The organism is Streptomyces sp. NPDC048331, from assembly GCF_043201215.1.
Lineage (GTDB): Bacteria > Actinomycetota > Actinomycetes > Streptomycetales > Streptomycetaceae > Streptomyces.
The window spans coordinates 97740-124310 of record NZ_JBICYT010000012.1; the positions used below are offsets into that span (position 1 = coordinate 97740).

Consider the following 26571-nt stretch of genomic DNA (forward strand, 5'->3'; position numbering starts at 1 on the left):
CTCAGCCTTGACGCATGATCCGCCGCAGGACCTCGCGAGTGAACGCCTCGTCGTACGGGGCGTCCGTCAGCAGGACCTGCAGGCCGATCCCGTCCATGGCCGCCACCAGCGCCCGCGCGGTCACCGGGTCGGTCCGCGGGGTCAGTGCGGCCGACACCGCCTCGCACCACTGCGCCGCCACCGGCCTCAGCGCCGGGCGGCGCAGTGCCGCGAGGTAGAGCTCGTACTCCAGCTCGACCCGGCCCCGGTCCGCCGCCAGGGACTCCCCGAGCAGGCGGGCCAAGATCTCCGCGAGGTCGGCGTCCGGGTCGGCCAGTGCGGCCGAGCGGGCCACCACCTGGGCGAAGCCCTCATTGGCCTGGCGCAGCGCGGCGACCAGCAGGTCGTCCAGCGTCTTGAAGTGGTACGTCGTCGACCCGAGCGGGACGTCGGCGGCGGCCGCCGCGCTGCGGTGGGTCAGCCCGGCGATGCCCCGTTCGCCTACCACCCGGAGCGCGGCGTCGATGATCCGCTGCCGCCGGTCCGGGTCGTAGCGCCGTCCACCGGAGGCCATCAGTGGGCCCCGCCAAGATTCAGCAGGACCACGCCGCCGATCACCAGGGCGATGCCGGCGATCTTGGCCGCGGTGGCCGCCTCCCCCAGGAAGACCATGCCGATGGCGGCGATCGCGGCGGTGCCGACACCCGCCCAGATCGCGTACGCCGTGCCGACCGACATCGATTTCAGCGTCTGCGCGAGCAGGGTGAAGGCGATGGCGTAGCCCAGCAGGGTGCCCAGCGACGGCCACAGCTTGGTGAAGCCGTCGCTGTACTTCATGGCGGTGGTTCCGGCGACCTCAGCCGCGATGGCCGCGGCAAGCATGACGTAGGGCATGCGTACAACTGTACACAGCGATGCGTACGTGCGTACACATCCGCCTGATCCCGCTGCCATGCTCCTGACATGCTGATATACCGTGTGCCTCGTCGGGGGAACGAAAAGACGGAGCGCAGGCATGACGCAGAACACAGGGTGGGGATCCACGGGGGCAGCCGGGCCGAGAGGCCCCGGCGGCGCGCCGCAGTGGGGAGGATGGGCCCCGCCGCCACCGCCGCAGCCCGGGGTGGTGCCGCTGAAGCCCTTGGGCCTCGGGGAGGTCGTGAGCGCCTCCTTCGCCACGTTCGGCCGCTACTGGAAGCAGCTCGCCGGCGTGATGCTGGCCGTGCTGGGCCTGTGCCTGCCGGTCATGGCCCTGCTGGTGGGCATCGCCGTCGCCGCGGTGTACGACCACATCGAACCGGTCTTCGACCCGCCCTACGGCCAGGACCCGGCGGCCGAGCACCTCACCCCGTTCCTCGTCGCCGCCATCACGCTGTTCGTGTTGCTGTTCGCGGTGGGGCTGCTGAGCATGGCCGTGATCACCGCGGTGTGTCCGGCGATCCTCCAGGAGGCGGTCGTCGGCCGGCCGACCACCTTCCGTGCGATGTGGCGCACGGCCCTGCGGCGGACTCCCTCCGTGCTGGGCGCGCAGGTGCTCACCGGACTGATCGCGGGCGCTCCCGTGCTCGCCGCCCTGGTGGTGTGGATTCCGGTGCTGATCTTCTCCCTCTCCGCCGACGATCCTTCCCCCGGGGCACTGCTCCTCCTGCCCCTGCTCCTCCTGCCCGCCATCCCGGTATCCGTCTGGCTCGGCACCCGGCTCAGCCTGGCCCCCGCCGTGGCGGTCATGGAGAAGGCCGGTCCCGTCGCCGCGCTGCGCCGCTCGGCCGCGCTGGTCAAGGGCGACTGGTGGCGGATCTTCGGCATCACCCTGGTCGGCAGCATGATCGCGATGAGCATCGCCTACATGATCCAGATGCCCTTCCAGCTCGTCGGCACGTTCGGGATGATCCCGATCATGGCCGAGGCGGGCGAGGGGGCGGAGGGGGCCGGCCCGACGACGGGCATGATCGTCGCCCTCGCGTTCGCCTTCCTGTGCATCATGGTCGGCGCCGGCATGAGCCAGATGTTCCAGATCGGGTACACCCAGCTGTTCAGCAATCTGCTGTACGTGGACCAGCGGATCCGGCGCGAGAACCTCGCCCAGGCCCTCCTCGCCGAACTCGCCGCGCAGGCCCCCGCCGCCGGACCCGCACCTACCTCCGCGCCCACGTCCACGGACGCGGACGCACCCACGCTCGCGCCCACGCTCACGGACGCGGATGCGGATGCGGAAGCACCCACCCTCGCGCACCCGGACCGGCCGGAACGGCAACCCGACCCGGAGCCGGACACCCGGCCCGACACCCTGCCGAACACCCTGCCGAACAAGCCGACGGACGACTGAGCGGCCCGACGGGCCGCGGCGCGGACACGAGGAAGGGCCCCCGGCGCCATGCCGGGGGCCCTTCCTCATGCAGAAACTCAGAACCTCAGAACCGCTCAGACGTTGAAGCCGAGCGCGCGGAGCTGCTCGCGGCCGTCGTCCGTGATCTTGTCCGGGCCCCACGGCGGCATCCAGACCCAGTTGATCCGAAGTTCGCTCACGATGCCGTCCGTCGCCGACTTCGCCTGGTCCTCGATGACGTCCGTCAGCGGGCAGGCCGCCGACGTCAGGGTCATGTCGAGGGTGGCGATGTTCGCGTCGTCGATGTGGATGCCGTAGATCAGGCCCAGGTTGACGACGTCGATGCCCAGCTCGGGGTCGACCACGTCGTAGAGGGCCTCGCGGACCTCCTCCTCGGTGGCCGGCTTGATCGACGCCTCGGGCGTCGCGTTCTCGGTCATGCCGTCTCCCTCTCCGCGCCGCCCAGAGCCTGGGCCGTCGCGTCCTTCCACGCCATCCAGCTCAGCAGAGCACACTTCACACGAGCCGGGTACTTGGAGACGCCGACGAACGCGACCGCGTCCTCCAGCACCTCCTCCATGGCCTCGTCGGGCTCGATCTTGCCCTTGGACTGCATCATCTCCAGGAAGACAGCCTGGATCTTCTGCGCCTCGGCCAGTTCCTTGCCCACGAGCAGCTCGTTCAGTACGGACGCGCTGGCCTGGCTGATGGAGCAGCCCTGGCCCTCGTAGGAGACGTCGGTCAGCGTCTCGCCGTCGTACTTCACGCGCAGCGTGATCTCGTCACCGCACGTCGGGTTGACGTGGTGCACCTCGGCGTCGCCGTCGCGCAGGCCACGCCCGTGCGGGTGCTTGTAGTGGTCCAGGATCAGTTCCTGGTACATCGAATCCAGCTTCACTGCGTCCTCGTCGCCTCGTCCGTCAGCCGAAGAAGTTCCGTACGTGCTCCAGCCCGTCGATCAGCGCGTCGACATCGGCCGGAGAGGAGTACAGGTAGAAAGACGCTCGCGTCGTCGCAGGAATTCCGTAGCGCAGGCAGACGGGGCGCGCGCAGTGGTGTCCCACGCGGACCGCGATGCCCTGCTCGTCCAGCACCTGACCGACGTCGTGCGGGTGGATGTCACCCAGCACGAAGGAGATCGCGGCGCCGCGGTCCTCGGCCGTGGTGGGGCCGATGATCCGCAGGTCGGGCACCTCCGCGAGACGCTTGATCGCGTACTCGGTGATCGCGTGCTCGTGCGCGGCGATCTTGTCCATGCCGATCGCGGTCAGGTAGTCCACGGCCGCGCCGAGGCCGACGGCCTGGGCGATCGGGGGCGTACCCGCCTCGAACTTGTGGGGGGCCGGGGCGTAGGTCGAGGCGTGCATCGACACGGTCTCGATCATCTCGCCGCCACCGAGGAACGGAGGCAGGTCCTCCAGGAGCTCCTGGCGGCCCCACAGGACGCCGATGCCGGTCGGGCCGCACATCTTGTGGCCGGTGAAGGCCACGAAGTCGGCGCCGAGCGCCTGCACGTCCAGCGGCATGTGAGGGGCGGCCTGGGAGGCGTCGATCAGCACGAGGGCGCCGACGTCCTGGGCGCGCCGGACGATCGCCTCGACCGGGTTGACCGTGCCCATGATGTTGGAGACCAGCGTGAAGGAGACGATCTTCGTCTTCTCCGTGATGACCTCTTCGATGTTGGACAGGTCGAGCCGGCCGTCGTCGGTGAGGCCGAACCACTTCAGCTTCGCGCCGGTGCGCTGCGAGAGCAGCTGCCACGGCACGATGTTGGAGTGGTGCTCCATCTCCGTGATGGCGATCTCGGTCTCGCGGTCGACCCGGTAGGGCTCGTCCGCCCAGCCGAGCATGTTCGCGACCAGGTTGAGCGACTCCGAGGCGTTCTTGGTGAAGATCACCTCGTCGCGGCTCGGCGCGTTGATGAAGGCGGCGACCTTGTCGCGAGCGCCCTCGTACAGCGCCGTGGCCTCCTCGGCCAGCACGTGCACGCCACGGTGGACGTTGGCGTTGTGCTGCTCGTAGTACTCGTTCAGCGCGTCGAGCACCTGGCGCGGCTTCTGCGAGGTCGCAGCGTTGTCCAGGTAAACGATCTTCTTCCCGTCGTGGACCACACGATCCAGCAGGGGGAAGTCCTTGCGGATCGCCTCGATGTCGAGGAGGCCAGGCAGCTGTGTCACGCGGTCGCGCCACCCTTCACGTACTTGTCGTAGCCCTCGGCCTCCAGCTGGTCGGCGAGCTCGGCGCCACCGGACTCGGCGATACGGCCGTTCGCGAACACGTGCACGAAGTCGGGCTTGATGTAGCGCAGGATGCGCGTGTAGTGGGTGATCAGCAGGGTGCCGACCTCACCGGTCTCGCGGACGCGGTTGACGCCCTCGGAGACGATGCGCAGGGCGTCGACGTCGAGGCCGGAGTCGGTCTCGTCGAGGATCGCGATCTTCGGCTTCAGGAGCTCCAGCTGCAGGATCTCGTGGCGCTTCTTCTCACCGCCGGAGAAGCCCTCGTTGACGTTGCGCTCGGCGAAGGACGGGTCCATCTGGAGCTGCTCCATCGCGGACTTGACCTCCTTCACCCAGGTACGCAGCTTCGGCGCCTCGCCGCGGATCGCGGTGGCCGAGGTGCGCAGGAAGTTGGAGACCGAGACACCGGGGACCTCGACCGGGTACTGCATCGCGAGGAAGACGCCGGCGCGGGCGCGCTCGTCGACGGACATCTCCAGGACGTCCTCGCCGTCGAGGGTCACGGTGCCACCGGTGATGGTGTACTTCGGGTGACCGGCGAGCGAGTACGCCAGGGTGGACTTGCCGGAGCCGTTCGGACCCATGATGGCGTGCGTCTCACCCTGCTTGACGGTGAGGTCGACGCCCTTGAGGATCTCGCGGGCGCCGTTCTCGGCCTCGACGGAGACGTGCAGGTCGTGGATTTCAAGCGTTGCCATGGATACCTCAGGACTCCTGGGTGAGGGAGACGAGCACGTCGTCCCCTTCGATCTTTACGGGGTATACGGGTACGGGGCGCGTCGCGGGCAGACCCGAGGGCTTGCCGGTGCGCAGGTCGAAGGCCGACCCGTGCAGCCAGCACTCGATCATGCAGTCTTCGACCTCGCCCTCCGAGAGCGAGACGTTCGCGTGCGAGCAGATGTCGTTGATCGCGAACACCTCCCCCTCGGTGGAGACGATGGACACCGGCGTGCCGTCGAGTTCCACCCGCTTCGGGGTGTCCTCCTCCAGCTCGCTGAGCGCGCAGGCCTTGACGTAATTCATCAGACGGAACCCTGGAGCTCGGTCTCGATCTTGGCGAGCAGACGCTCCTCGATGTCGTCGACACCGATCTGCTGGACGAGCTCCGCGAAGAAGCCGCGGACGACCAGGCGGCGGGCCTCGTCGGCCGGGATGCCACGGGCCTGCAGGTAGAAGAGCTGCTCGTCGTCGAAGCGGCCGGTCGCGGAGGCGTGGCCGGCGCCGACGATCTCGCCGGTCTCGATCTCCAGGTTCGGCACGGAGTCGACCCGCGCACCGTCCGTGAGGACGAGGTTGCGGTTCATCTCGTAGGTGTCGGTGCCCTCGGCGGTCTTCTCGATGAGCACGTCACCGATCCAGACCGCGTGGGCGTCCTGACCCTGGAGCGCGCCCTTGTAGACCACGTTCGACTTGCAGTGCGGGGCGTCGTGCGTGACCAGGAGGCGGTGCTCCTGGTGCTGGCCGGCGTCCGTGAAGTACAGGCCGAAGAGCTCCGCCTCGCCGCCGGGGCCCGCGTAGCTGATCCGCGGGTGGAGGCGGACGACGTCGCCGCCGAAGGTGACCACGATCGACTTGAAGGTCGCGTCGCGGCCGACCAGCGTGTTGTGCTGGGAGCAGTGGACGGCGGTGTCGTCCCAGTCCTGCACGGACACGACGGTGAGCTTGGCGCCGTCGCCGACCAGGAAGTCGACGTTGGCGGCGCGCACGCCGTCACCGGTGTGGTCGATGACGATGACGGCCTCGGCGAAGGCCTGCACGTCGAAGACGGTGTGGCCGAAGGTGGTGCCGCCCTCGCCGTGCAGCGTCACGCGCACCGGCTCGGTCAGGACCGTCTCCTTGGGCACGGTGACGACCGTGGCCTTGGCGAAGGACGAGAACGCCTGGGCGGCGACCCGGTCCACCGGGGTGCCGGCCTTGCCGATGCGCGCGTCGCCGCGCTCCACCGACTCGACCGTGACGCCCTCGGGCGCGTCGATCTGGGCCTTCATGGTGCCGTTGGCGACCGCGGTGCCGTCGTGCAGGCCCTTGAGGCGGGCGAGCGGCGTGAAGCGCCACTCCTCCTCGCGGCCGTTCGGAACCGGGAAGTCCGCCACGTCGAACGACGGGGGCGCACTCATCCGGGTGGCGACGGTGGACTCGGCGGCCACCGCGATCGCGCCGGCGGTGGTCGAACCCGCCGGAATGTTCTGAGCCTCAGCCATGGCTGTCGTCTTGCTCACTCTCTTTGAAGAACACTGCCTACGTAGATGGATGTGCGGCGGGGGATGCCGCGCGACCGGCGGTCAGCCGACCGATCCCTCCATCTGCAGCTCGATCAGCCGGTTCAGCTCCAGGGCGTACTCCATGGGCAGCTCACGCGCGATGGGCTCGACGAAGCCGCGCACGATCATGGCCATGGCCTCGAACTCCGTCATACCGCGGCTCATCAGATAGAAGAGCTGGTCGTCGGAGACCTTGGAGACCGTGGCCTCGTGGCCCATGGAGACGTCGTCCTCGCGGACGTCCACGTAGGGGTACGTGTCCGAGCGGGAGATGGTGTCGACCAGGAGCGCGTCGCACAGCACGTTGGACTTCGAGCCGTGGGCGCCCTCGCCGATCTCGACCAGGCCTCGGTACGAGGTGCGGCCGCCGCCTCGGGCCACCGACTTGGAGACGATGTTCGAGGAGGTGTTCGGCGCCATGTGGACCATCTTGGAGCCGGCGTCCTGGTGCTGGCCCTCGCCCGCGAAGGCGATCGACAGGGTCTCGCCCTTGGCGTGCTCGCCCATCAGGTAGACGGCCGGGTACTTCATGGTGACCTTGGAACCGATGTTGCCGTCGATCCACTCCATGGTCGCGCCCTCGTACGCCACGGCGCGCTTGGTGACCAGGTTGTAGACGTTGTTCGACCAGTTCTGGATCGTCGTGTAGCGGCAGCGGCCGCCCTTCTTGACGATGATCTCGACCACGGCGCTGTGCAGCGAGTCCGAGGAGTAGATCGGGGCGGTGCAGCCCTCGACGTAGTGGACGTAGGCGTCCTCGTCGACGATGATCAGCGTCCGCTCGAACTGGCCCATGTTCTCCGTGTTGATACGGAAGTAGGCCTGGAGCGGGATGTCGACCTTCACGCCCTTGGGGACGTAGATGAAGGAGCCGCCGGACCACACCGCGGTGTTCAGCGACGCGAACTTGTTGTCGCCGACCGGGATGACCGTGCCGAAGTACTCCTGGAAGAGCTCCGGGTGCTCCTTGAGCGCGGTGTCCGTGTCGAGGAAGATGACGCCCTGCTCCTCCAGGTCCTCACGGATCTGGTGGTAGACGACCTCGGACTCGTACTGGGCCGCGACACCGGCGACGAGGCGCTGCTTCTCCGCCTCGGGGATGCCGAGCTTGTCGTACGTGTTCTTGATGTCCTCGGGCAGGTCCTCCCACGAAGCGGCCTGCTTCTCGGTGGAACGCACGAAGTACTTGATGTTGTCGAAGTCGATGCCGGAGAGGTCGGAACCCCAGTTCGGCATGGGCTTCTTGTCGAACAGCTTCAGGCCCTTGAGGCGGAGCTTCAGCATCCACTCCGGCTCGGACTTCTTCGCCGAGATGTCGCGGACGACATCCTCGGAGAGACCCCGCTTGGCAGCGGCGCCGGCCGCGTCGGAGTCGGCCCAGCCGTATTCGTAGGTGCCCAGGCCATCGAGCTCAGGGTGAGCGATCTCCGTGGTCATGCGGGGTTCCTCCCGGCCGTACTTGCAGATACTGATGTGTCGGTCTGTGTGGTGCTCGCGCTACGCGGAATGAACGTCGTGCACACCCCGTCGCCATGGGCGATCGTGGCGAGGCGCTGCACATGGGTCCCGAGCAGGCGGGAGAAGACCTCGGTCTCCGCCTCGCAGAGCTGCGGGAACTGCTCGGCGACGTGTGCGACCGGGCAGTGGTGCTGGCAGAGCTGTTCACCGCTGTGCGGACCGGGAGCGCTCTTCGCCGTAGCAGCGTACCCGTCCGCGGTCAACGCCCTGGCAAGGGCCTCCGTCCGCTCCTGCGGGGCGGCGGCCTCGACGGCCTCCTGGTAGGCCCGCGCCTGCGTCTCCATCCGTGACCGGGCGAAGGCGGCGACGGCCACCTCGCCCTGCTCGCCGCCGCCGACCGACTGCGCGATCCAGCGCAGGGCGTCCGCGGCGAGCGTGTCGTAGGACTGGTCGAAGGCGTCGCGGCCGCAGTCGGTGAGCGCGAAGACCTTGGCGGGCCGACCCCTGGTGCGCGCTCCGTACACACGCTGCTCACGGGGTTCGACCACGTCGTCGGTGACGAGCGTGTCGAGGTGGCGGCGGACGGCGGCCTGGGTGAGGCCGAGACGCTGGGCGAGGTCGGCGACGGTGGACGGACCGTGGTCCAGGATCGAGCGCGCCACGCGGTTGCGGGTTGACCGCTCCCCGGTGCCGAGCTCCCCCTGAGGGGTGTCGATCTGCCGTTCGCCGTATTTCACAACGCCATTGTTGCGTAATTAACCGAGCGACGACAAGCCGTGATGGACGCCACCCCTGGTGGCCTCCATCACTAAGGGTCACCTTATTTATCGACGGAGAGTTATTCGGACGAGGACATTCCGCTATCTTCCCGAAGGCCCCCACCGAGCCCGCGCACCGCCTCCCACCAGCGAACCCGTGCCCGTGGCGGTTCCTTGGCACCGGGAAGGACGACGTCCGGAAAAGATCACGGAAACATGCCGACACTTCCAGGACCGGCGGAGCGAAAAGAGCCGCATTCATGATGCGGCGTTCGATTCTCCGGCCACGGACCAGGGGCGGACAGACGACGAACCGGCGACGAACCGGGGACCGAGAGGCCATGACCCCGGCACCCACGACCCCTCCCCGGGCTCCGTAGACTCACCCCCCATGAGCAACGACCCCGCCGTGGAGATCCGCGGACTGGTGAAGCGGTACGGCACCAAGACCGCGGTGGACGGCCTGGACCTCACCGTCCGGAGCGGCTCCGTCACCGCGGTCCTCGGTCCCAACGGCGCGGGCAAGACGACCACGGTGGAGACCTGCGAGGGCTACCTGCGCCCCGACGCCGGCACCGTCCGCGTCCTCGGCCTCGACCCGGTCGCCCAGGCCGAGGCCCTGCGCCCGCGCATCGGCGTGATGCTCCAGTCCGGAGGCGTCTACTCCGGAGCCCGCGCCGTCGAGATGCTCCGCCACATGGCCAAGCTGTACGCCGACCCGATCGACCCGGACACCCTGGTGGAACGCCTCGGACTCGGCGGCTGCGGCCGCACCCCCTACCGCCGGCTCTCCGGCGGCCAGCAGCAGCGCCTGGCCCTGGCCATGGCCGTGGTCGGCCGCCCCGAGCTGGTCTTCCTCGACGAGCCCACCGCCGGCCTGGACCCGCAGGCCCGCCGCGCGACCTGGGACCTCGTACGGGAGCTGCGCGCCGACGGGGTCACCGTCGTCCTCACCACGCACCACATGGACGAGGCCGAGCAGCTCGCCGACGAGGTCGCCATCGTGGACGCGGGCCGGGTCGTCGTCCACGGCAGCCCCGAGCAGCTGTGCCGCGGCGGCGCCGAGAACACCCTGCGCTTCACCGGCCGCCCCTCCCTCGACCTCGCCTCGCTGCTGAAGGCGCTGCCCGACGGCACCGAGGCGGCCGAGCTCACCCCGGGCGTCTACCGGGTCACCGGCGACGTCCACCCGCAGCTGCTGGCCACCGTCGCCTCCTGGTGCGCGCAGCACGGCGTGATGCCGAGCAGCCTCACCGTGGAGCGGCACACCCTCGAAGACGTGTTCCTGGAACTGACCGGTAAGGAGCTGCGCGCATGAGCGCCGGTACGTTCACCCCCCGCCCGGGGGCCGCGCCCGTGTCCCGCATGATCCTCGCGCAGACGGCGCTGGAGACCCGGATGCTGCTGCGCAACGGTGAGCAGCTGCTGCTCACCGTGATCATCCCGGCGCTGCTGCTGACCCTCTTCTCCGCGGTCGACATCGTCACTGTGCCCATCGAAGAGGGGGGCGGCGAGAGGTCCGTGGACTTCCTGGCGCCGGGGATCCTGGCCCTCGCCGTGATGTCCACCGCCTTCACCGGCCAGGCCATCGCCACCGGTTTCGACCGCCGCTACGGGGTCCTCAAGCGGCTGGGGGCCTCCCCGCTGCCGCGCTGGGCCCTGATGGCCGCCAAGACCTTGTCGGTGCTGTTCACCGAGGTGCTGCAGATCGCCCTGCTGACGGTGATCGCGCTGGCGCTGGGCTGGTCCCCGCAGGGCGACCCGCTGTCGGTGGCCGCGCTGATCCTGCTGGGCACCGCCGCCTTCTCCGGCCTCGGCCTGCTGATGGCGGGCACCCTCAAGGCCGAGATGACCCTGGCCGCCGCCAATCTGGTCTTCCTGCTGCTGCTGGTCGGCGGCGGGGTGATCGTGCCCCTGGAGAAGTTCCCGGACGTCGTGCGATCGCTCCTGGAGCTGCTGCCCATCTCGGCCCTGTCCGACGGGCTGCGCGAGGTGCTCCGGCACGGGGCCTCGCTCCCGTGGGGCGACGTGGCCGTACTGGCGGGCTGGGCCGTACTCGGTCTGGGCGCCGCCGCGCGGCTCTTCCGCTGGGAATGAAATCCCTCCCCTCCTGACGGCGATGCCGCGAGGATGGGCCCCTCACACATGAAGCCGGGGGGCGGACATGGTGCAGCGGGACGCCGTTCTACGGCTGGACGAGCGATGGGCACGCGTGCGGTCGGGGGTGGAGCACGCGGAGCCCGCCGAGCGGGCGCGGCTCCTCGACGAGCTGATCGGCGCCCTGCGCCCGTTCCCGGACGACCCGCGGTGCACCGCACTGCTCGGGCTGCGCCTCGCCGACCGGGCCGCCCTGCGGTTCGCCGCGGGGGACCGGGCCGGCGCCCTCGCCACGATCGAGGAGGGGTTACGCAGCTCCGAGCGGGCGGCCGGGCACTCCCCCGAGTTCGCCCGCTGGTACGCCCGCGGGCTGATCAACCACGGGGTCTGGCTGTCCTGGCCGCTCAGCGACGGGGCCCGGCTGCCGAAGCACCCGCTGGGCCCGGCCGTCGGCGAGGGACCGAGCGCCATGGAACGGGCGGCCGGTGAGCGCGCCCGCGATCTGACCCGTGCCGCGGTGGAGGTGTGGGCGGGCCTGGACCAGCGGGATCCGGTCAACCGGCGGGGCCTGGCCCAGGCCAAGGTCTTCCTCGGGGACCGCCTCGCCGAGCTGGGGTTCGCCGAGGAGGCCGTGGCCTGGGCCGTGGCCGCCGAGTCCGATTTCCGGCAGCTGCTGCTCGCCGACCCGGCCGCGGAGGAGTCCGGGGAGGCCGAGGAGGCCCTCGACCACATCGGCCGCCAGCTGGAACTGCGGCTGCGCTTCCTGACCTTCGGCTCGCTGATCAGCCTGCGCACCCAGGGGCTGCTGCCCGAACGACTGCTCCCCCGGGCCGTGGTGGCCGCCCGTATCCATGGGGTGGCGGAGCCGGCGATCGCGGCCCGGCTGGGACTCGACGCCGAACAGGTCCGCACGATGCTGGAGGTCACCCCCTGGCTCGCGGTGTGGCGCTTCGAGGTGCGCGGACCTGACGGGCTGTGGAACACACTGGGCCACCCCTGGCACAGCACCACAGAAGTCAGGAATCGGACGGCTCGGGATGTAGCGGACGAATTGGTGCGGGGATTCGTCGACTCGGCGGACCACCCGGGCGACGGCGCCCATTGGCGCGTCCTCCTGTGGTGGCACGAGGAGGGAGACCCCGCGGGAGCGCGGTACCGGCTGACCGTGGGGCCGGACGCACCCTTGACCACCCCCTCGTGAAACTTTGCACAAGTGGTCGCCTACGATATGGGGCGTGTTGAACCCCCTCGCCCACATCGCCAGCCGCTGGACCCCGTCACCCCGGACCGTCCAGCGGGCCGCACTCGCCGCGCTCGTCATGAGCGTGGTCATCGTCGTCACCGGCGGCGCGGTACGGCTGACCGGTTCAGGCCTCGGCTGCGACACCTGGCCCAAGTGCACCGACGACAGCCTGATCGTGACGCAGGAGCAGGGCTTCCACGGCGCCATCGAGTTCGGCAACCGCATGCTGACCTACGTGCTCAGCGCGGCCGTCGGCTGGGGAATCATCGCCGCCCGCTCGGCCAAGCCCTGGCGGCACTCCTTGACGCAGCTCGGCTGGGTCCAGTTCGCGATCGTGATGGCCAACGCCGTGCTCGGCGGGATCACCGTCCTCACCGGGCTCAACCCGTACAGCGTGGCCGGGCACTTCCTGCTCGCCACCGCCCTGATCACGGTGACGACGGTCACCTGGCAGCGCACCCGCGAGGGCGACGGCGCCCCCAAGCCGCGCGTACCCGGCCCGGTGCGCAAACTGTCGTGGGCCCTGCTCGCGACCACCCTCGTCCTGATCGCGGCGGGCACCGTCGTGACCGGTTCCGGTCCGCACGCCGGCGACAGCAGCGAGATCAAGCGGATGCCCTTCGACTGGGACACCACCGCCCACGTGCACGCCGTCGCCGCCTGGGTGGTGTGCGCGCTCGGTATCGCGCTGTGGCTGGTCCTGCGTGTCGTGGACGCTCCCGCCGACACCCGGGCCCGCGCCCGTGACCTGCTGATCGTGCTGCTCGCCCAGGGGGCGATCGGCTATGTGCAGTACGCCACCCAGGTCCCCGAGGCCCTGGTCGCCGCGCACATGTTCGGCTCGTGCCTGGTGTGGATCGCCGTGGTCCGGATCGCCCTGAGCCTGCGCGAGCGGCCGTCCGAGCAGGCGGAGATCCCCGCCCAGAGCGACCCGCAGCTCTCCGCCGCCTGATCCCTAGGGGCCGTCCAGACGGTAGACGCGGCGGGCGTTGCCCGCCGCGACCAGGGCGGCCACCCGTTCCGCGTCCCGCCAGGCCCAGGAGCCCTCGGCGGCCCAGCCGCCCAGCACCCGGCCCAGCGCCTCGCGGAACACCAGGGCGCCCACCGCGTGCAGTTCGGGCAGCTGCCGGCCCCCGCTGGAGAACAGCACCTTCCCGAACGGCGCGATCTCCAACAGCTCCGCCAGGACCGCGGCCGCTCGCGCCCCCGTCCGCCCGAGGGCCGTGCCCGTATCGGCGTACACGTGCGGGAAGGCCGCCGCGAGCTGCGCGGTGCGGCGGTGGTGCGGATAGCCGCCGAGCAGTACCAGCCGGGTACCGAGGCCCGCGGTGGCCCGTACGAACCTGGTCAGCGCGGCCGGGTCGGCGTCGTCCGTGTGCAGCTGGAGCGGCCGCCCCGAGACCACCGCGCTCCACAGCAGGTGGGCCAGGAGTACCGGGTCCCCCACGGCTCCGCCCCGCGCCCGCCCGGCCAGCCACCGCCCGGCCGCCCCGCGCACCGCGCCGGGACCGGGCGGCTCGGGTGCGACGGCCGGGACGTCCGCGCGGGTGAAGGCCGTGGCGCAGCTGAAGGCCGCGGCCCCGGTGGCGGCGTGGTGGACGGCCTCGGCGAGATTGGTGAGGAAGGAACCCACCGTCCCGGAGGTGTCGGCGACCTGCTCGGCCAGTAACTCCAGCCGGACCGACTCGAAGGTCTCGGCGTCGCCGGCGAGCGCCAGTTCCTTGGGCCCGGTGAGGTCCCCGGGCACCCCGGTGTCGACCAGATAGGCCGTGACGCCCGACCCCCTCAGCAGCCGTCGGGTGGTCTCGGCCACGCCCAGCTCGCGCCGCCGCGCCAGATAGCGGGCGGGGGCGGCGTGCGGTTCCAGCCCCAGCAGCGGCGGGCACCAGCGGCGCACGGCGAAGCCGGTCTGCGTGTCGAAGAAGGTGGTGCCCGCGGCGGGCGGGCCGGCCGAGCGCGTCAGCTGGGCCTCGAAGGTGCCCAGGCCCAGCTCCGTACGGAGTACTCCGTGACAGTACTGATCCACCAGGGGCGGCGTTTCGATCATCCGGGCATCCCGTTGCGGACGTGAGGAAGGGGCTTCCACACGTCCTAACGGGTGAGCGGGGTGTGAGGTGTTGCTCGGGCTGTTGACCGAGACGGCACTCCTGGGTCCCCCGGACCTTTTCCGGGGGTCAGGCCGCCGGGTTCTCGGCTCCGCCGATCTGGATGCCGGCCATCCGCGTCCACTCGTACGGGCCGGTGCGCACACGCGCGGCGAACTCCCCGTCGAACTCGTCGTGCAGGGTGAGCCCGGCCTTCTCCGCGGCCAGCTGCGCGACCGCGAACGTGGGGGCCACCAGGTCGCCCCAGCCGCCGTCCGTACCCACGAGCACGATCCGGGTGCCGGCCTGGCCGATGTGGGCGAGCTGACCCTCGGCGCCGCCGTGCTGCTTGGCGAACGCGCCGATCTGCTTGGCCAGCTTGGCGGCCCTACGGTCCTGCTTCTTCTCCGCGGCGCCAGCGGTGTCCGCGGCGGCGGTGTCTGCGGTGTCTCCCATGGAGCCCATGCTACCGGCGAGTAATCAGTGGAGGAAGGGATCCACGGCCACCGCCACGAACAGCAGCGACACATAGGTGATCGACCAGTGGAACAGGCGCATCTCCTTGAGCTTGCCGCCCGTGACACCCGCCTTGGCGCGTGCGTGCAGCGCGTGCGCCTCCCACAGCCACCAGCCACCCGCCGCCAGCGCGACCGCGGTGTAGAACCAGCCCGTGTAGCCCAGCGGGGTCAGCAGCAGCGAGACCGCCACCATCACCCAGCTGTAGAGGACGATCTGGCGCGACACGGCCTTGTTGCCCGCGACGACCGGGAGCATCGGCACACCGGCGCGCGCGTAGTCGTCCTTCACCTTCATCGACAGCGGCCAGTAGTGCGGCGGCGTCCAGAAGAAGATGACGAGGAAGAGGATGACCGCGGCCCAGGAGACCGAGTTCGTGACGGACGACCAGCCGATCAGCACCGGCATGCAGCCGGCGATACCGCCCCAGACGATGTTCTGCGCGGTGCGCCGCTTCAGCAGCATCGTGTAGATCACGACGTAGAAGAGGAGCGCCCCGAGTGACAGCGCCGCCGACAGCCAGTTGACGAGCAGCCCGAAGAAGAGCGTGGAGACGACCGCGAGCGTGAGGCCGAAGGCCAGGCACTCCCGCGGGCTGACCATGCCGGTCACCAGCGGGCGCTGCGAGGTCCGGTCCATCAGCGCGTCGATGTCGCGGTCGATGTACATGTTCAGCGCGTTGGCGCCGCCCGCCGACAAGTAGCCGCCGAAGCAGGTCACGAGGACCAGCCACATCGACGGCACACCCTGCTCGGCGAGGAACATCACCGGCACTGTGGTGATCAGCAGAAGTTCGATGATCCGCGGCTTGGTCAATGCCACGAAAGCCATGACGCGGGTCCCGAGCGGCCGCTGACCGGGGCTCGTCCCGAGCACCCCCGCTGGACGGGATTCGACGGCCGTCACGCACACCCCTGAGAGAGAATCCAGCAAGCTCCGACTCGGGCCGTTCACAACATGAAGGCCCGGTTAAGGCTTGCGCGTACCACGCCACTGTAGACGTTGCGCTTACGTCGCCCCGCGCCGGGGTCGCTTCGTGTTGGGCCGATCGGACCGTGCATATATACGGGGCACAGGCCACGCCGGACACCCGTGGGCGGGTGAACAGGGGTCGGCGGCGCGGTGACGGACTGCCTGCACTCGAATAGCTGCACGCCGTTGCGGGGGTAGGCTCGGAATCGCGCCGGTGCACCGTTCGTCACCGGGATTCATACATGTGGAGAGGAGCCCTGACCCACGGTGAGCACCAAGCCGACCACCACAGAGCTCGAGTGGACCGAACTGGACCAGCGGGCCGTCGACACCGCCCGCATCCTGGCCGCCGACGCGGTCCAGAAAGTCGGAAACGGCCACCCCGGTACGGCGATGAGCCTGGCCCCCGCCGCGTACACCCTCTTCCAGAAGGTGATGCGGCATGACCCGGCGGACCCCGAGTGGGTGGGCCGCGACCGCTTCGTGCTCTCCGCGGGGCACTCGTCCCTGACGCTCTACACCCAGCTCTACCTCGGTGGGTTCGGGCTGGAGCTCGCGGACCTCGAGGCGTTCCGCACCTGGGGTTCCAAGACCCCCGGCCACCCGGAGTACGGCCACACCAAGGGCGTCGAGACCACCACCGGCCCCCTCGGTCAGGGCATCGCCAACGCGGTGGGCATGGCCATGGCCTCGCGCTACGAGCGCGGCCTGTTCGACCCGGAGGCCGCCCCGGGCACCTCCCCGTTCGACCACATGATCTACGCGATCGCGGGCGACGGCTGCCTCCAGGAGGGCATCTCCCACGAGGCGTCCGCGCTGGCCGGCCACCAGAAGCTCGGCAACCTCGTCCTCCTGTGGGACGACAACCACATCTCCATCGAGGGTGACACCGAGACAGCCGTCTCCGAGGACACCCTCAAGCGCTACGAGGCGTACGGCTGGCACGTCCAGCGCGTCGCGCAGCAGGAGAACGGCGACCTCGACCCGAAGGCGCTCTTCGCCGCCCTCCAGGCCGCCAAGGCCGAGACCGGCCGCCCGTCCTTCATCGCGGCCCGCTCGATCATCGCCTGGCCCGCCCCGCACGCCCAGAACACCGAGGCCGCCCACGGCTCGGCGCTCGGCGACGACGAGGTCGCGGCCACCAAGCGCGTGCTCGGCTTCGACCCCGAGAAGACCTTCGAGGTCTCCGACGAGGTCATCGCCCACACCCGCAAGGCCCTCGACCGCGGCCGCGAGGCCAAGGCCGAGTGGGAGAAGGAGTTCTCCGCCTGGCGCACCGCCAACCCGGAGCGCGCCGCCGAGTTCGACCGCATCAACGCCAACGAGCTGCCCGCGGGCTGGGAGGACGAGCTCCCCGTCTTCGAGGCCGGCAAGGGTGTCGCCACCCGCGCCGCCTCCGGCAAGGTCCTCGGCGCGCTCGGCGCGGTCATCCCGGAGCTGTGGGGCGGCTCGGCCGACCTGGCCGGCTCGAACAACACCACCATCGACAAGGACTCCTCGTTCCTGCCGGTGGGCAACCCGCTGCCGGAGGCCGACCCGTACGGCCGCACCATCCACTTCGGCATCCGCGAGCACGCCATGGCCGCGTCCATGAACGGCATCGCGCTGCACGGCCACACCCGCATCTACGGCGGCACCTTCCTGGTGTTCTCCGACTACATGCGCAACGCCGTCCGCCTCTCCGCGCTGATGCACCTGCCGGTGACGTACGTGTGGACGCACGACTCCATCGGTCTGGGCGAGGACGGCCCGACCCACCAGCCGGTCGAGCACCTCGCCTCGCTGCGCGCCATCCCGGGCCTGAACGTCGTCCGCCCGGCCGACGCCAACGAGACCGCCATCGCCTGGCGCGAGATCCTGCGCCGCCACACCAAGGTCTTCGGCAAGGGCGCCCCGCACGGCCTCGCGCTGACCCGCCAGGGTGTGCCGACCTACGAGCGCAACGAGGCGGCCGCCAAGGGCGGCTACGTCCTGTTCGAGGCCGAGGGCGGCCCGGCGCAGGTCCTCCTCATCGGTACCGGCTCCGAGGTGCACCTCGCCGTCGAGGCCCGTGAGCAGCTCCAGGCCCAGGGCGTTCCCACCCGGGTCGTCTCGATGCCGTCCGTCGAGTGGTTCGAGGAGCAGGACCAGGAGTACAAGGACAGCGTCCTGCCGCCGTCGGTGAAGGCCCGTGTCGCGGTCGAGGCGGGCATCGGCCTGACCTGGCACCGCTACGTCGGCGACGCCGGCCGGATCGTCTCGCTGGAGCACTTCGGTGCCTCGGCTGACGCGAAGGTGCTCTTCCGCGAGTTCGGTTTCACCCCCGAGAACGTGGTGGCCGCCGCCAACGAATCCCTCGCCGCCGCGCGCTGACGCCGGTCCGGAACCAAGTAGGAGATGTAATCCCATGACAGACGCACTCAAGCGCCTCTCCGACGAAGGCGTCGCGATCTGGCTGGACGACCTGTCCCGCAAGCGCATCACGTCCGGCAACCTGGCCGAGCTCATCGACCAGTCGCACGTGGTCGGTGTCACCACCAACCCGGCGATCTTCCAGAAGGCCATCAGCGGCGGCGAGGGCTACGAGCAGCAGCTCACCGACCTCGCGACCCGCAAGGTCACCGTGGAAGAGGCCCTGCGCATGATCACGACGGCGGACGTCAGGGACGCCGCCGACATCCTGCGCCCGGTCTACGACCGCACCGACGGCCAGGACGGCCGTGTGTCGATCGAGGTCGACCCGCGTCTGGCGCACAACACCCCGGCGACCATCGCCGAGGCCAAGCAGCTCGCTTGGCTGGTGGACCGTCCGAACACGCTCATCAAGATCCCGGCGACCAAGGCAGGCCTGCCGGCGATCACCGAGGTCATCGGCAAGGGGATCAGCGTCAACGTCACGCTGATCTTCTCGCTGGAGCGCTACCGCGAGGTCATGGACGCGTACCTGTCGGGTCTGGAGAAGGCCAAGGCCGCGGGCCTGGACCTCTCCCTGATCCACTCGGTCGCCTCCTTCTTCGTGTCCCGTGTGGACTCGGAGATCGACAAGCGCCTCGACGCGGTCGGCACCGACGAGGCGAAGGCCCTCAAGGGCAAGGCGGCGCTCGCCAACGCCCGTCTGGCCTACGAGGCCTACGAGGAGGTCTTCTCCTCGGAGCGCTGGACCGCCCTGGAGCGTGTCGGCGCCAACAAGCAGCGTGCGCTGTGGGCCTCGACGGGCGTCAAGGACCCGGCGTACAAGGACACCCTGTACGTGGACGACCTGGTCGCCCCGAACACGGTGAACACCATGCCGGAGGCCACCCTGGAGGCCACCGCCGACCACGGGCAGATCACGGGCGACACCGTGCGCGGCAGCTACGAGCAGGCGCGCGCCGAGCTCGACGCGGTCGCGAAGCTGGGCATCTCGTACGACGATGTGGTGCAGCTGCTCGAGGACGAGGGCGTCGAGAAGTTCGAGGCGTCCTGGAACGACCTGCTGAAGTCGACCGAGGCGGAGCTTGAGCGCCTCGCCCCCACGGAGGCCTGAACACCTTGTCTGTAAACGGAGCGAACCCGCTTCGTGACGCACAGGACCGGCGGCTCCCGCGCATCGCGGGGCCGTCCGGCCTGGTCATTTTCGGCGTTACGGGTGACCTGTCGCGCAAGAAGCTGATGCCTGCCGTCTACGACCTGGCCAACAGAGGCCTGCTTCCGCCAGGCTTCTCGCTGATCGGGTTCGCCCGTCGCGAGTGGCAGGACGAGGACTTCGCGCAGGTGGTCCACGACGCCGTCAAGGAGCACTCCCGGACGCCCTTCCGCGAGGAAGTGTGGCAGCAGCTCGTGCAGGGCTGCCGTTTCGTCTCGGGCGACTTCGACGACGACGCCGCCTTCGAGACGCTGAAGGCGACCATAGAGGAGCTGGACAAGGCGCAGGGTACGGGCGGCAACTTCGCCTTCTACCTGTCCGTCCCGCCCAAGTTCTTCCCCAAGGTGGTCCAGCAGCTCAAGGACCACGGGCTGGCGCAGAAGGAGGGCTCCTGGCGGCGTGCCGTCATCGAGAAGCCCTTCGGACACGACCTGAAGAGCGCCGAGGAACTCAACAAGGTCGTCCACGAGGTCTTCCCGCGCGACGAGGTCTTCCGGATCGACCACTACCTCGGCAAGGAGACCGTCCAGAACATCCTGGCGCTCCGCTTCGCCAACACGATGTTCGAGCCGATCTGGAACCGGTCGTACGTCGACCACGTGCAGATCACGATGGCGGAGGACATCGGCATCGGCGGCCGGGCCGGGTACTACGACGGTATCGGCGCCGCCCGTGACGTCATCCAGAACCACCTGCTGCAGCTGCTCGCGCTGACCGCGATGGAGGAGCCCGGCTCCTTCCACCCCAAGGCGCTGGTGGCGGAGAAGCTCAAGGTGCTGACCGCCGTGGAGCTGCCGGAGGACCTGGGCAAGCACACCGTGCGCGGGCAGTACTCGGCGGCCTGGCAGGGCGGCGAGAAGGTCGTCGGGTACCTCGAAGAGGACGGCATCGACCCCAAGTCGAAGACCGACACCTACGCGGCCATCCGCCTGGAGATCAACAACCGCCGCTGGGCAGGCGTCCCGTTCTACCTGCGGACGGGCAAGCGCCTGGGCCGCCGGGTGACCGAGATCGCGGTCGTCTTCAAGCGGGCCCCGTACCTGCCGTTCGAGTCGGGCGCGACCGAGGAGCTGGGGCAGAACGCCCTGGTCATCCGGGTCCAGCCGGACGAGGGCGTGACGGTCCGCTTCGGCTCCAAGGTCCCGGGCACCTCGATGGAGGTCCGGGACGTCACGATGGACTTCGCCTACGGCGAGTCCTTCACGGAGTCGAGCCCCGAGGCGTACGAGCGGCTCATCCTCGACGTGCTCCTCGGCGACGCGAACCTCTTCCCGCGTCACCAGGAGGTCGAACTGTCCTGGAACATCCTCGACCCGATCGAGGAGTACTGGGACAAGCACGGCAAGCCCGCGCAGTACCCGTCGGGCACCTGGGGGCCGGTCGAAGCGGACGAGATGCTCGCACGAGACGGACGGAGCTGGCGCCGGCCATGAAGATCGACCTCACGGAGACCAACTCCAGCAAGATCAATGCCGCGATGGTGCAGGCACGCCGGGACATCGGCACGCCGGCCATCGGCATGGTCCTCACGCTGGTGATCGTGACCGACGAGGAGAACGCGTACGACGCGCTCAAGTCGGCGAACGACGCGTCCCACGAACACCCCTCGCGGATCGTCGTCGTCATCAAGCGGGCCAGCCGCTCGCCACGCAGCCGCCGCGACGCCCGGCTCGACGCGGAAGTCCGCGTCGGGGCGGACTCCGGCAGCGGTGAAACGGTTGTGCTCCGCCTTCACGGCGAACTGGTCGACCACGCCCAGTCGGTGGTTCTCCCGCTGCTCCTGCCGGACGCCCCTGTGGTCGTCTGGTGGCCGGACGGTGCCCCGGCGGACCTGGCGGGCGATCCGCTGGGTGCGCTGGGACAGCGCCGGATCACGGACACGTACTCCTGCGAGGACCCGATCAGGGCGCTCGGCGGCCGGGCGGGGGCGTACGCCCCCGGGGACACGGACCTGTCGTGGACCCGGATCACCCCGTGGCGCTCCATGCTGGCCGCGGCTCTGGACCAGCAGGCCCTGTCGGTCGTCTCGGCGACCGTCGAGGGCGAGGACGAGAACCCGAGCTGCGAACTGCTGGCCATGTGGCTGGCGGACCGGCTCCAGGTCCCCGTCAAGCGCACGCTGTCGTCGGGCCCCGGCCTGACGGCGGTACGTCTGACCACCAAGGACGGCGACATCGTCCTGGACCGGGCGGACGGCGCGCTGGCCACGCTGTGCATGCCGGGGCAGCCCGACCGCGCGGTGGCGCTCAAGCGCCGCGACACGGCCGAGCTCCTGGCGGAGGAGCTGCGCCGGCTGGACCCGGACAACACGTACGAGGCCTCGCTGAAGTTCGGCGTGGCACGACTGGAGGCGTCGGCGGCCCCGGCGGAGGCGGCCCCGGCGGAGCCGACGCCGGCCGACGCTCCGACGGAGCAGGCCCCGGATCCGGTTCCGGCTCCGAAGCCCAAGAGGGCCAAGGCCAAGTAGAGACCCCGGCGGGTCCGCTGCTGGGGCTCCGCCCCAGACCCCGCGCCTCAAACGCCGGCGAGGCTGATTCTTCAGCCCGTCCGGCGTTTGAGGACCGGGTCCGGGCAGCGCCCGGGAAACCGGGGGCGCCTCCCAGCGGTGGCTGGGGGAGAAAGGGCGGGGCGGGGACGGCTCCGCGCAGCGGTACCCGCACCACCCGCACTACCAAGAAGGCGGCAGCAACATGGGTATGACGACTCCCCAGGTCGTCGTCCACCGGGACAAGGAACTGATGGCCCAGGCCACCGCGGCCCGGCTCATCACGAAGATCGTGGACGCGCAGACGGCCCGCGGCACGGCGTCCGTGGTCCTCACCGGCGGACGCAACGGCAACGGCCTGCTCGCGGCACTGGCCGCCGCACCGGCTCGGGACGCGATCGACTGGTCGCGGCTGGACCTGTGGTGGGGCGACGAGCGGTACGTTCCCGCCGACGATCCCGAGCGCAATCACACCCAGGCCCGTGAGGCCCTCCTGGACGCGGTCCCGGTGGACCCCGCGCGCGTGCACGTGATGCCCGCGTCGGACGGCCCGTACGGGGGCGACGTGGACGCCGCGGCCGCCGCCTACGCGGCAGAGCTGGCGAAGGCGGCCGGCCCGGAGGACCACGGTCCGGTCCCCACCTTCGACGTACTGATGCTGGGCGTGGGCCCGGACACCCATGTGGCCTCGCTGTTCCCGGAGCACCCGGCGGCCCGCGAGACCGAGCGCACGGTGGTCGGCGTGCACGGCGCGCCGAAGCCCCCGCCCACCCGGATCTCGCTCACGCTCCCGGCGATCCGGGCGGCCCGTGAGGTCTGGCTGCTGGCCGCGGGTGAGGACAAGGCCGGGGCGGTCTCGCTGGCGCTCGGCGGCGCGGGCGAGGTCCAGGCCCCGGCCGCGGCGGCGTACGGCCGCTCCCGCACCCTGTGGCTCCTGGACCGCGCGGCGGCGGCCAAGCTCCCGACCGGGATGTACCCCCCGGCCTCCTCCTGACGGCCGTCGCGTAAGGGCCCGCCTCCCGGTACCGGGAGGCGGGCCCTTACGCGTATCCGGATCAGCCGCGGCCGCGCAGCTTCCGGTACGTGGCCACCAGGGCCTTCGTCGAGGCGTCCAGCCCCGGCACGTCCGCTCCCTCGCTCAGCGCGGGCTCGACGCGCTTGGCGAGCACCTTGCCGAGCTCGACGCCCCACTGGTCGAAGGAGTCGATGTTCCACACCGCGCCCTGGACGAACACCTTGTGCTCGTAGAGCGCGATCAGCTGGCCCAGCACCGACGGGGACAGCTCACCGGCCAGGATGGTGGTCGTCGGGTGGTTCCCGTGGAAGGTCTTGTGCGGGACCAGCGACTCCGGGGCGCCTTCGGCACGTACCTCGTCCGCCGTCTTGCCGAAGGCCAATGCCTGGGTCTGTGCGAAGAAGTTCGCCATCAGCAGGTCGTGCTGGGCCGCCGGGGCCGCCTCCAGCTCCGCCACCGGCCGGGCGAAGCCGATGAAGTCCGCAGGGATCACCTTCGTCCCCTGGTGGATCAACTGGTAGTAGGCGTGCTGGCCGTTGGTACCGGGCGTGCCCCAGACCACCGGGCCCGTCTGCCACTCCACCGGATTGCCTTCGCGGTCCACGGACTTGCCGTTGGACTCCATGTCGAGCTGCTGCAGGTACGCCGTGAACCGGGAGAGGTAGTGGCTGTACGGGAGCACCGCGTGCGACTGGGCGTCGAAGAAGGCGCCGTACCAGATCCCCAACAGGCCCATCAGCAGCGGCGCGTTCTCGTGCGCGGGCGCCGTACGGAAGTGCTCGTCCATGGCGTGGAAGCCGCCGAGCATCTCGCGGAAGGCGTCCGGGCCGATCGCGATCATCAGCGAGAGGCCGATGGCGGAGTCGAAGGAGTAGCGTCCGCCGACCCAGTCCCAGAACCCGAACATGTTGGCCGGATCGATGCCGAACGCGGTGACCTTCTCGGCGTTGGTCGACAGCGCCACGAAGTGCCGGGCCACGGCGGCCTGGTCCCCGCCCAGCCCGGCGAGCAGCCAACCGCGCGCCGAGGTGGCGTTGGTGATGGTCTCGATGGTGGTGAAGGTCTTGGAGGCGATGATGAACAGCGTCTCGGCCGGGTCCAGGCCGCGCACGGCCTCGTGCAGGTCGGCGCCGTCGACGTTGGAGACGAAGCGCACCGTCAGATCGCGGTCGGTGAAGGCGCGCAGGGCCTCGTACGCCATGGCCGGGCCGAGGTCGGAGCCGCCGATGCCGATGTTGACGACGTTGCGGATGCGCTTGCCGGTGAAGCCGGTCCACGCTCCGGACCGGATCTGGTCGGCGAACGCCGACATCTTGTCGAGGACGGCGTGCACCTCGGGGACGACGTTCTCGCCGTCCACCTCGACGACCGCGTCGGCCGGTGCGCGCAGGGCGGTGTGGAGCACCGCCCGGTCCTCGGTCGTGTTGATCTTCTCGCCGCGGAACATCGCCTCGCGCAGCTCGGCCACGCCCGTGGCGTCGGCCAGCTCGTGGAGCAGCGCGAGCGTCTCGTCGGTGACGAGGTGCTTCGAGTAGTCGATGTGCAGGTCCCCGACCTGCAGGGTGTAGCCGGCGCCGCGGCCGGGATTCTCCTGGAAAAGTTCCCGCAGATGCGTCTGCCCGAATTCCTCCCGGTGCTTGCCGAGTGCCAGCCACTCCGGCGTCCGGTTCAGCTTCGTACGCGTGCCTGCGTTCATCTCGGACATCAACCCACTTCTTCCGTCCTGTCGTGCCCCGCCGGCTCCAACCTAAGGGATCAGAAGCGGCAGAACGCACACAAAGAGGCCCGGTCCCACAGGAGAAGTTCCTGTGGGACCGGGCCTCACGTCACACTCTTCGAGCCGGCTCAGATCTCGCCGCGGAGCTTGGCGAGCGCTTCGGCGAGGATCGCCTCGCCGTCGGCGTCCGAGCGCCGTTCCCGTACGTACGCCAGGTGCGTCTTGTAGGGCTCGGTGCGGGGCGGCGCGGGCGGGTTGTCCCGGTCCTGACCGGCCGGGAACCCGCAGCGCGGGCAGTCCCAGGTGTCCGGCACCTGCGCGTCGCTGGCGAAGCTCGGCTGTGTCTCGTGCCCGTTCGAGCACCAGAAGGAGATGCGCAGGCGGGGCGCGGACTCGCCGCGCTCCGCCTCACCCATCGGCCCCGCTCCGACCCGGCTACCACGGATCGCGTTGCCACTTGCCACGGTCGTAACTCCCCTGCGTGATGGTGCCGCCAAGCGTGAGGGCATTTCTGCTGAAACGCCCCGGGTACGTAACGCCCAACTCGCGTTCAGTGTGCGGAGGGATCATCCCCTCGGGTGGGGGGAGCAGAATAACTCGTTCCGCAACCAGGGCGCAGGACCTCATGATAGGCCGGGCGGTGCCGACCGGACTGCCGGAATGGCCAGAACGGTCAGGTGCTCGACTTCGTCAGCAGGCCGAGCGCGACGATGCACGCGAACCACAGCAGACCGACGACCACGGTGATGCGGTCGAGGTTGCGCTCCGCGACGGAGGAACCGCCGACCGACGACTGCATACCGCCGCCGAACATGTCGGAGAGGCCGCCGCCCTTGCCCTTGTGCATCAGCACGAGCAGCATCAGCAGGGCGCTGAAGACGATCAGGGCGATCGAGAACCCCATAATCACGGCTGATTCCTACTTTCTGGCTTTTTCGGGCTTTCCGGCTTTGCGAGAGGTGCACGGGGGCCAGGGGCTGATGCATCAGCCTCTGGCCCCCGCAAGGGTACGACGGATCCGCCCTACCGCATACTCACTGGTCGCGGAAGCGGACGATCTTGACGAACTCCTCCGCGTCCAGCGCCGCGCCGCCGATCAGGGCGCCGTCGACGTCGGGCTGAGCCATGATCGCCGCGATGTTCCCGGACTTCACGGAGCCGCCGTACTGGATGCGGACCTTGTCGGCCAGCTCCTGCGAGTACAGCTCGGCGAGACGGCCGCGGATCGCCCCGCAGACCTCCTGGGCGTCGTCGGGGGTGGCGACCTCGCCGGTCCCGATGGCCCAGACGGGCTCGTAGGCGATCACGATGGACTCGACCTGCTCGGCCGGGACGCCTTCCAGGCCGCCGTCGAGCTGGCTCAGGGTGTAGGCGACCTGCTCGCCGGCCTTGCGGACGTCCAGGCCCTCGCCGACGCACAGGATCGGGGTGATCCCGTGCCGGTAGGCGGCCTTGACCTTGGCATTGCAGATCTCGTCGGTCTCGCCGTGGTACTGGCGGCGCTCGCTGTGGCCGACGGCCACGAACGTGCACTTCAGCTTCGACAGCATCGGGCCGGAGATCTCACCGGTGTAGGCACCGGAGTCGTGCGCGGAGATGTCCTGGGCGCCGTACTTGATCTTCAGCTTGTCGCCGTCGACCAAGGTCTGGACCGAGCGCAGGTCGACGAAGGGCGGCAGGACCGCGACCTCGACGGCGTCGTAGTCCTTGTCGGCGAGGGCGAAGGCGAGCTTCTGGACGTGGGCGATGGCCTCCAGGTGGTTGAGGTTCATCTTCCAGTTGCCCGCCATGAGCGGGGTGCGCGTGGTCATACGGG

General features: G+C 70.0%; 27 protein-coding genes. 10 read left to right on the forward strand and 17 right to left on the reverse strand.

What is annotated here, in order from left to right:
* Position 1: 1 nt before the first annotated feature.
* Positions 2-553, reverse strand: coding sequence for a TetR/AcrR family transcriptional regulator (locus tag ACGFYY_RS19225; protein ID WP_393710776.1), 552 nt, complete (start codon positions 551-553; stop codon positions 2-4).
* Positions 553-873 carry a multidrug efflux SMR transporter gene (locus tag ACGFYY_RS19230; RefSeq protein ID WP_030720338.1) on the reverse strand — a complete coding sequence of 107 codons (321 nt, stop codon included), beginning with the start codon at positions 871-873 and terminating at the stop codon, positions 553-555. Before ACGFYY_RS19230 ends, ACGFYY_RS19225 begins: the two co-directional genes overlap by 1 nt.
* A gap of 265 nt (positions 874-1138) precedes the next feature.
* On the opposite strand from ACGFYY_RS19230, the gene ACGFYY_RS19235 reads away from it, so the two are divergent.
* The gene (locus ACGFYY_RS19235; protein ID WP_393710779.1) at positions 1139-2305 is read left to right on the forward strand and encodes a hypothetical protein; all 1167 of its coding nucleotides are present in this window, start codon (positions 1139-1141) and stop codon (positions 2303-2305) included.
* A gap of 95 nt (positions 2306-2400) precedes the next feature.
* Here ACGFYY_RS19235 and ACGFYY_RS19240 read toward each other — a convergent pair whose 3' ends face one another.
* From ACGFYY_RS19240 to ACGFYY_RS19275, 8 genes are all read right to left on the reverse strand, one after another.
* Complete coding sequence (locus ACGFYY_RS19240) at positions 2401-2745, reverse strand: metal-sulfur cluster assembly factor (protein ID WP_030009139.1); 345 nt, start codon at positions 2743-2745, stop codon at positions 2401-2403.
* Complete coding sequence (gene sufU / locus ACGFYY_RS19245) at positions 2742-3203, reverse strand: Fe-S cluster assembly sulfur transfer protein SufU (RefSeq protein ID WP_150256905.1); 462 nt, start codon at positions 3201-3203, stop codon at positions 2742-2744. Before sufU ends, ACGFYY_RS19240 begins: the two co-directional genes overlap by 4 nt.
* A 22-nt stretch (positions 3204-3225) precedes the next feature.
* The gene (locus tag ACGFYY_RS19250) at positions 3226-4482 is read right to left on the reverse strand and encodes a cysteine desulfurase (protein WP_030762523.1); all 1257 of its coding nucleotides are present in this window, start codon (positions 4480-4482) and stop codon (positions 3226-3228) included.
* Positions 4479-5243, reverse strand: coding sequence for a Fe-S cluster assembly ATPase SufC (gene sufC / locus ACGFYY_RS19255; protein ID WP_109782220.1), 765 nt, complete (start codon positions 5241-5243; stop codon positions 4479-4481). Before sufC ends, ACGFYY_RS19250 begins: the two co-directional genes overlap by 4 nt.
* A 7-nt stretch (positions 5244-5250) precedes the next feature.
* Positions 5251-5568, reverse strand: coding sequence for a bifunctional 3-phenylpropionate/cinnamic acid dioxygenase ferredoxin subunit (locus tag ACGFYY_RS19260; protein ID WP_030388907.1), 318 nt, complete (start codon positions 5566-5568; stop codon positions 5251-5253).
* Positions 5568-6746 (reverse strand): Fe-S cluster assembly protein SufD, encoded by a 1179-nt coding sequence (sufD, locus tag ACGFYY_RS19265; RefSeq protein ID WP_365265505.1) that lies wholly within the window; start codon positions 6744-6746, stop codon positions 5568-5570. Before sufD ends, ACGFYY_RS19260 begins: the two co-directional genes overlap by 1 nt.
* 81 nt (positions 6747-6827) lie before the next feature.
* Positions 6828-8243 carry a Fe-S cluster assembly protein SufB gene (gene sufB, locus ACGFYY_RS19270; RefSeq protein ID WP_030762516.1) on the reverse strand — a complete coding sequence of 472 codons (1416 nt, stop codon included), beginning with the start codon at positions 8241-8243 and terminating at the stop codon, positions 6828-6830.
* The gene (locus ACGFYY_RS19275; RefSeq protein WP_365265503.1) at positions 8240-9001 is read right to left on the reverse strand and encodes a metalloregulator ArsR/SmtB family transcription factor; all 762 of its coding nucleotides are present in this window, start codon (positions 8999-9001) and stop codon (positions 8240-8242) included. The genes sufB and ACGFYY_RS19275 overlap by 4 nt, the downstream gene beginning before the upstream one ends.
* Before the next feature lie 412 nt (positions 9002-9413).
* Here ACGFYY_RS19275 and ACGFYY_RS19280 point away from each other — a divergent pair, with 412 nt between their 5' ends.
* The 4 genes from ACGFYY_RS19280 to ACGFYY_RS19295 all read left to right on the forward strand — a co-directional run bounded on the left by ACGFYY_RS19280 (position 9414) and on the right by ACGFYY_RS19295 (position 13314).
* Entirely contained in the window at positions 9414-10340 is a 927-nt protein-coding gene (locus tag ACGFYY_RS19280) for an ABC transporter ATP-binding protein (RefSeq protein WP_365265501.1), read from the forward strand.
* On the forward strand, positions 10337-11119 hold the full coding sequence (locus ACGFYY_RS19285) for an ABC transporter permease (RefSeq protein ID WP_393710785.1): 783 nt from the start codon (positions 10337-10339) through the stop codon (positions 11117-11119). Before ACGFYY_RS19280 ends, ACGFYY_RS19285 begins: the two co-directional genes overlap by 4 nt.
* 67 nt (positions 11120-11186) lie before the next feature.
* Positions 11187-12320, forward strand: coding sequence for a hypothetical protein (locus ACGFYY_RS19290; RefSeq protein ID WP_365265497.1), 1134 nt, complete (start codon positions 11187-11189; stop codon positions 12318-12320).
* Positions 12321-12345: 25 nt separating this feature from the next.
* On the forward strand, positions 12346-13314 hold the full coding sequence (locus ACGFYY_RS19295) for a heme A synthase (protein WP_393710917.1): 969 nt from the start codon (positions 12346-12348) through the stop codon (positions 13312-13314).
* A 3-nt stretch (positions 13315-13317) separates the two neighbouring features.
* On the opposite strand, the gene ACGFYY_RS19300 is transcribed toward ACGFYY_RS19295, so the two are convergent.
* The 3 genes from ACGFYY_RS19300 to ACGFYY_RS19310 form a co-directional block, all read right to left on the reverse strand.
* Positions 13318-14409, reverse strand: coding sequence for an amidohydrolase (locus ACGFYY_RS19300; RefSeq protein WP_393710787.1), 1092 nt, complete (start codon positions 14407-14409; stop codon positions 13318-13320).
* 127 nt (positions 14410-14536) lie between these two features.
* Positions 14537-14902: a hypothetical protein gene (locus tag ACGFYY_RS19305; protein ID WP_365265491.1), complete on the reverse strand. Its 366-nt coding sequence runs from the start codon at positions 14900-14902 to the stop codon at positions 14537-14539.
* 24 nt (positions 14903-14926) lie between these two features.
* The gene (locus ACGFYY_RS19310) at positions 14927-15868 is read right to left on the reverse strand and encodes a heme o synthase (RefSeq protein WP_365265489.1); all 942 of its coding nucleotides are present in this window, start codon (positions 15866-15868) and stop codon (positions 14927-14929) included.
* Between the two features lie 333 nt (positions 15869-16201).
* Between ACGFYY_RS19310 and tkt the strand changes: the two genes are divergently transcribed.
* The 5 genes from tkt to pgl all read left to right on the forward strand — a co-directional run bounded on the left by tkt (position 16202) and on the right by pgl (position 23017).
* Positions 16202-18286 carry a transketolase gene (gene tkt, locus ACGFYY_RS19315; protein ID WP_393710790.1) on the forward strand — a complete coding sequence of 695 codons (2085 nt, stop codon included), beginning with the start codon at positions 16202-16204 and terminating at the stop codon, positions 18284-18286.
* A gap of 34 nt (positions 18287-18320) precedes the next feature.
* Positions 18321-19439 carry a transaldolase gene (tal, locus tag ACGFYY_RS19320; RefSeq protein WP_393710792.1) on the forward strand — a complete coding sequence of 373 codons (1119 nt, stop codon included), beginning with the start codon at positions 18321-18323 and terminating at the stop codon, positions 19437-19439.
* Positions 19440-19444: 5 nt separating this feature from the next.
* A complete protein-coding gene (gene zwf, locus ACGFYY_RS19325; RefSeq protein WP_030720386.1) occupies positions 19445-20971 on the forward strand; it encodes a glucose-6-phosphate dehydrogenase in 1527 nt (508 codons plus the stop codon).
* Positions 20968-22005, forward strand: coding sequence for a glucose-6-phosphate dehydrogenase assembly protein OpcA (gene opcA / locus ACGFYY_RS19330; RefSeq protein WP_393710795.1), 1038 nt, complete (start codon positions 20968-20970; stop codon positions 22003-22005). The genes zwf and opcA overlap by 4 nt, the downstream gene beginning before the upstream one ends.
* Before the next feature lie 229 nt (positions 22006-22234).
* Positions 22235-23017 (forward strand): 6-phosphogluconolactonase, encoded by a 783-nt coding sequence (gene pgl, locus ACGFYY_RS19335; protein WP_252310532.1) that lies wholly within the window; start codon positions 22235-22237, stop codon positions 23015-23017.
* A 61-nt stretch (positions 23018-23078) separates the two neighbouring features.
* On the opposite strand, the gene pgi is transcribed toward pgl, so the two are convergent.
* From pgi to tpiA, 4 genes are all read right to left on the reverse strand, one after another.
* Complete coding sequence (gene pgi / locus ACGFYY_RS19340; protein WP_365265604.1) at positions 23079-24734, reverse strand: glucose-6-phosphate isomerase; 1656 nt, start codon at positions 24732-24734, stop codon at positions 23079-23081.
* Between the two features lie 149 nt (positions 24735-24883).
* Positions 24884-25219, reverse strand: coding sequence for an RNA polymerase-binding protein RbpA (locus ACGFYY_RS19345; RefSeq protein WP_010352468.1), 336 nt, complete (start codon positions 25217-25219; stop codon positions 24884-24886).
* 209 nt (positions 25220-25428) lie between these two features.
* On the reverse strand, positions 25429-25659 hold the full coding sequence (gene secG / locus ACGFYY_RS19350; protein WP_030720398.1) for a preprotein translocase subunit SecG: 231 nt from the start codon (positions 25657-25659) through the stop codon (positions 25429-25431).
* A 130-nt stretch (positions 25660-25789) separates the two neighbouring features.
* Entirely contained in the window at positions 25790-26566 is a 777-nt protein-coding gene (tpiA, locus tag ACGFYY_RS19355; RefSeq protein WP_365265478.1) for a triose-phosphate isomerase, read from the reverse strand.
* Positions 26567-26571: the final 5 nt, after the last annotated feature.

Coding starts and splice junctions, on each gene's coding strand:
- ACGFYY_RS19225 (WP_393710776.1), bottom strand. CDS start 553: ATGGCCTCCGGTGGACGGCGCTACGACCCGGACCGGCGGCAGCGGATC.
- ACGFYY_RS19230 (WP_030720338.1), bottom strand. CDS start 873: ATGCCCTACGTCATGCTTGCCGCGGCCATCGCGGCTGAGGTCGCCGGA.
- ACGFYY_RS19240 (WP_030009139.1), bottom strand. CDS start 2,745: ATGACCGAGAACGCGACGCCCGAGGCGTCGATCAAGCCGGCCACCGAG.
- sufC (WP_109782220.1), bottom strand. CDS start 5,243: ATGGCAACGCTTGAAATCCACGACCTGCACGTCTCCGTCGAGGCCGAG.
- ACGFYY_RS19260 (WP_030388907.1), bottom strand. CDS start 5,568: ATGAATTACGTCAAGGCCTGCGCGCTCAGCGAGCTGGAGGAGGACACC.
- sufD (WP_365265505.1), bottom strand. CDS start 6,746: ATGGCTGAGGCTCAGAACATTCCGGCGGGTTCGACCACCGCCGGCGCG.
- sufB (WP_030762516.1), bottom strand. CDS start 8,243: ATGACCACGGAGATCGCTCACCCTGAGCTCGATGGCCTGGGCACCTAC.
- ACGFYY_RS19280 (WP_365265501.1), top strand. CDS start 9,414: ATGAGCAACGACCCCGCCGTGGAGATCCGCGGACTGGTGAAGCGGTAC.
- ACGFYY_RS19285 (WP_393710785.1), top strand. CDS start 10,337: ATGAGCGCCGGTACGTTCACCCCCCGCCCGGGGGCCGCGCCCGTGTCC.
- ACGFYY_RS19290 (WP_365265497.1), top strand. CDS start 11,187: ATGGTGCAGCGGGACGCCGTTCTACGGCTGGACGAGCGATGGGCACGC.
- ACGFYY_RS19300 (WP_393710787.1), bottom strand. CDS start 14,409: ATGATCGAAACGCCGCCCCTGGTGGATCAGTACTGTCACGGAGTACTC.
- ACGFYY_RS19305 (WP_365265491.1), bottom strand. CDS start 14,902: ATGGGAGACACCGCAGACACCGCCGCCGCGGACACCGCTGGCGCCGCG.
- tal (WP_393710792.1), top strand. CDS start 18,321: ATGACAGACGCACTCAAGCGCCTCTCCGACGAAGGCGTCGCGATCTGG.
- opcA (WP_393710795.1), top strand. CDS start 20,968: ATGAAGATCGACCTCACGGAGACCAACTCCAGCAAGATCAATGCCGCG.
- pgl (WP_252310532.1), top strand. CDS start 22,235: ATGACGACTCCCCAGGTCGTCGTCCACCGGGACAAGGAACTGATGGCC.
- pgi (WP_365265604.1), bottom strand. CDS start 24,734: ATGAACGCAGGCACGCGTACGAAGCTGAACCGGACGCCGGAGTGGCTG.
- secG (WP_030720398.1), bottom strand. CDS start 25,659: ATGGGGTTCTCGATCGCCCTGATCGTCTTCAGCGCCCTGCTGATGCTG.
- tpiA (WP_365265478.1), bottom strand. CDS start 26,566: ATGACCACGCGCACCCCGCTCATGGCGGGCAACTGGAAGATGAACCTC.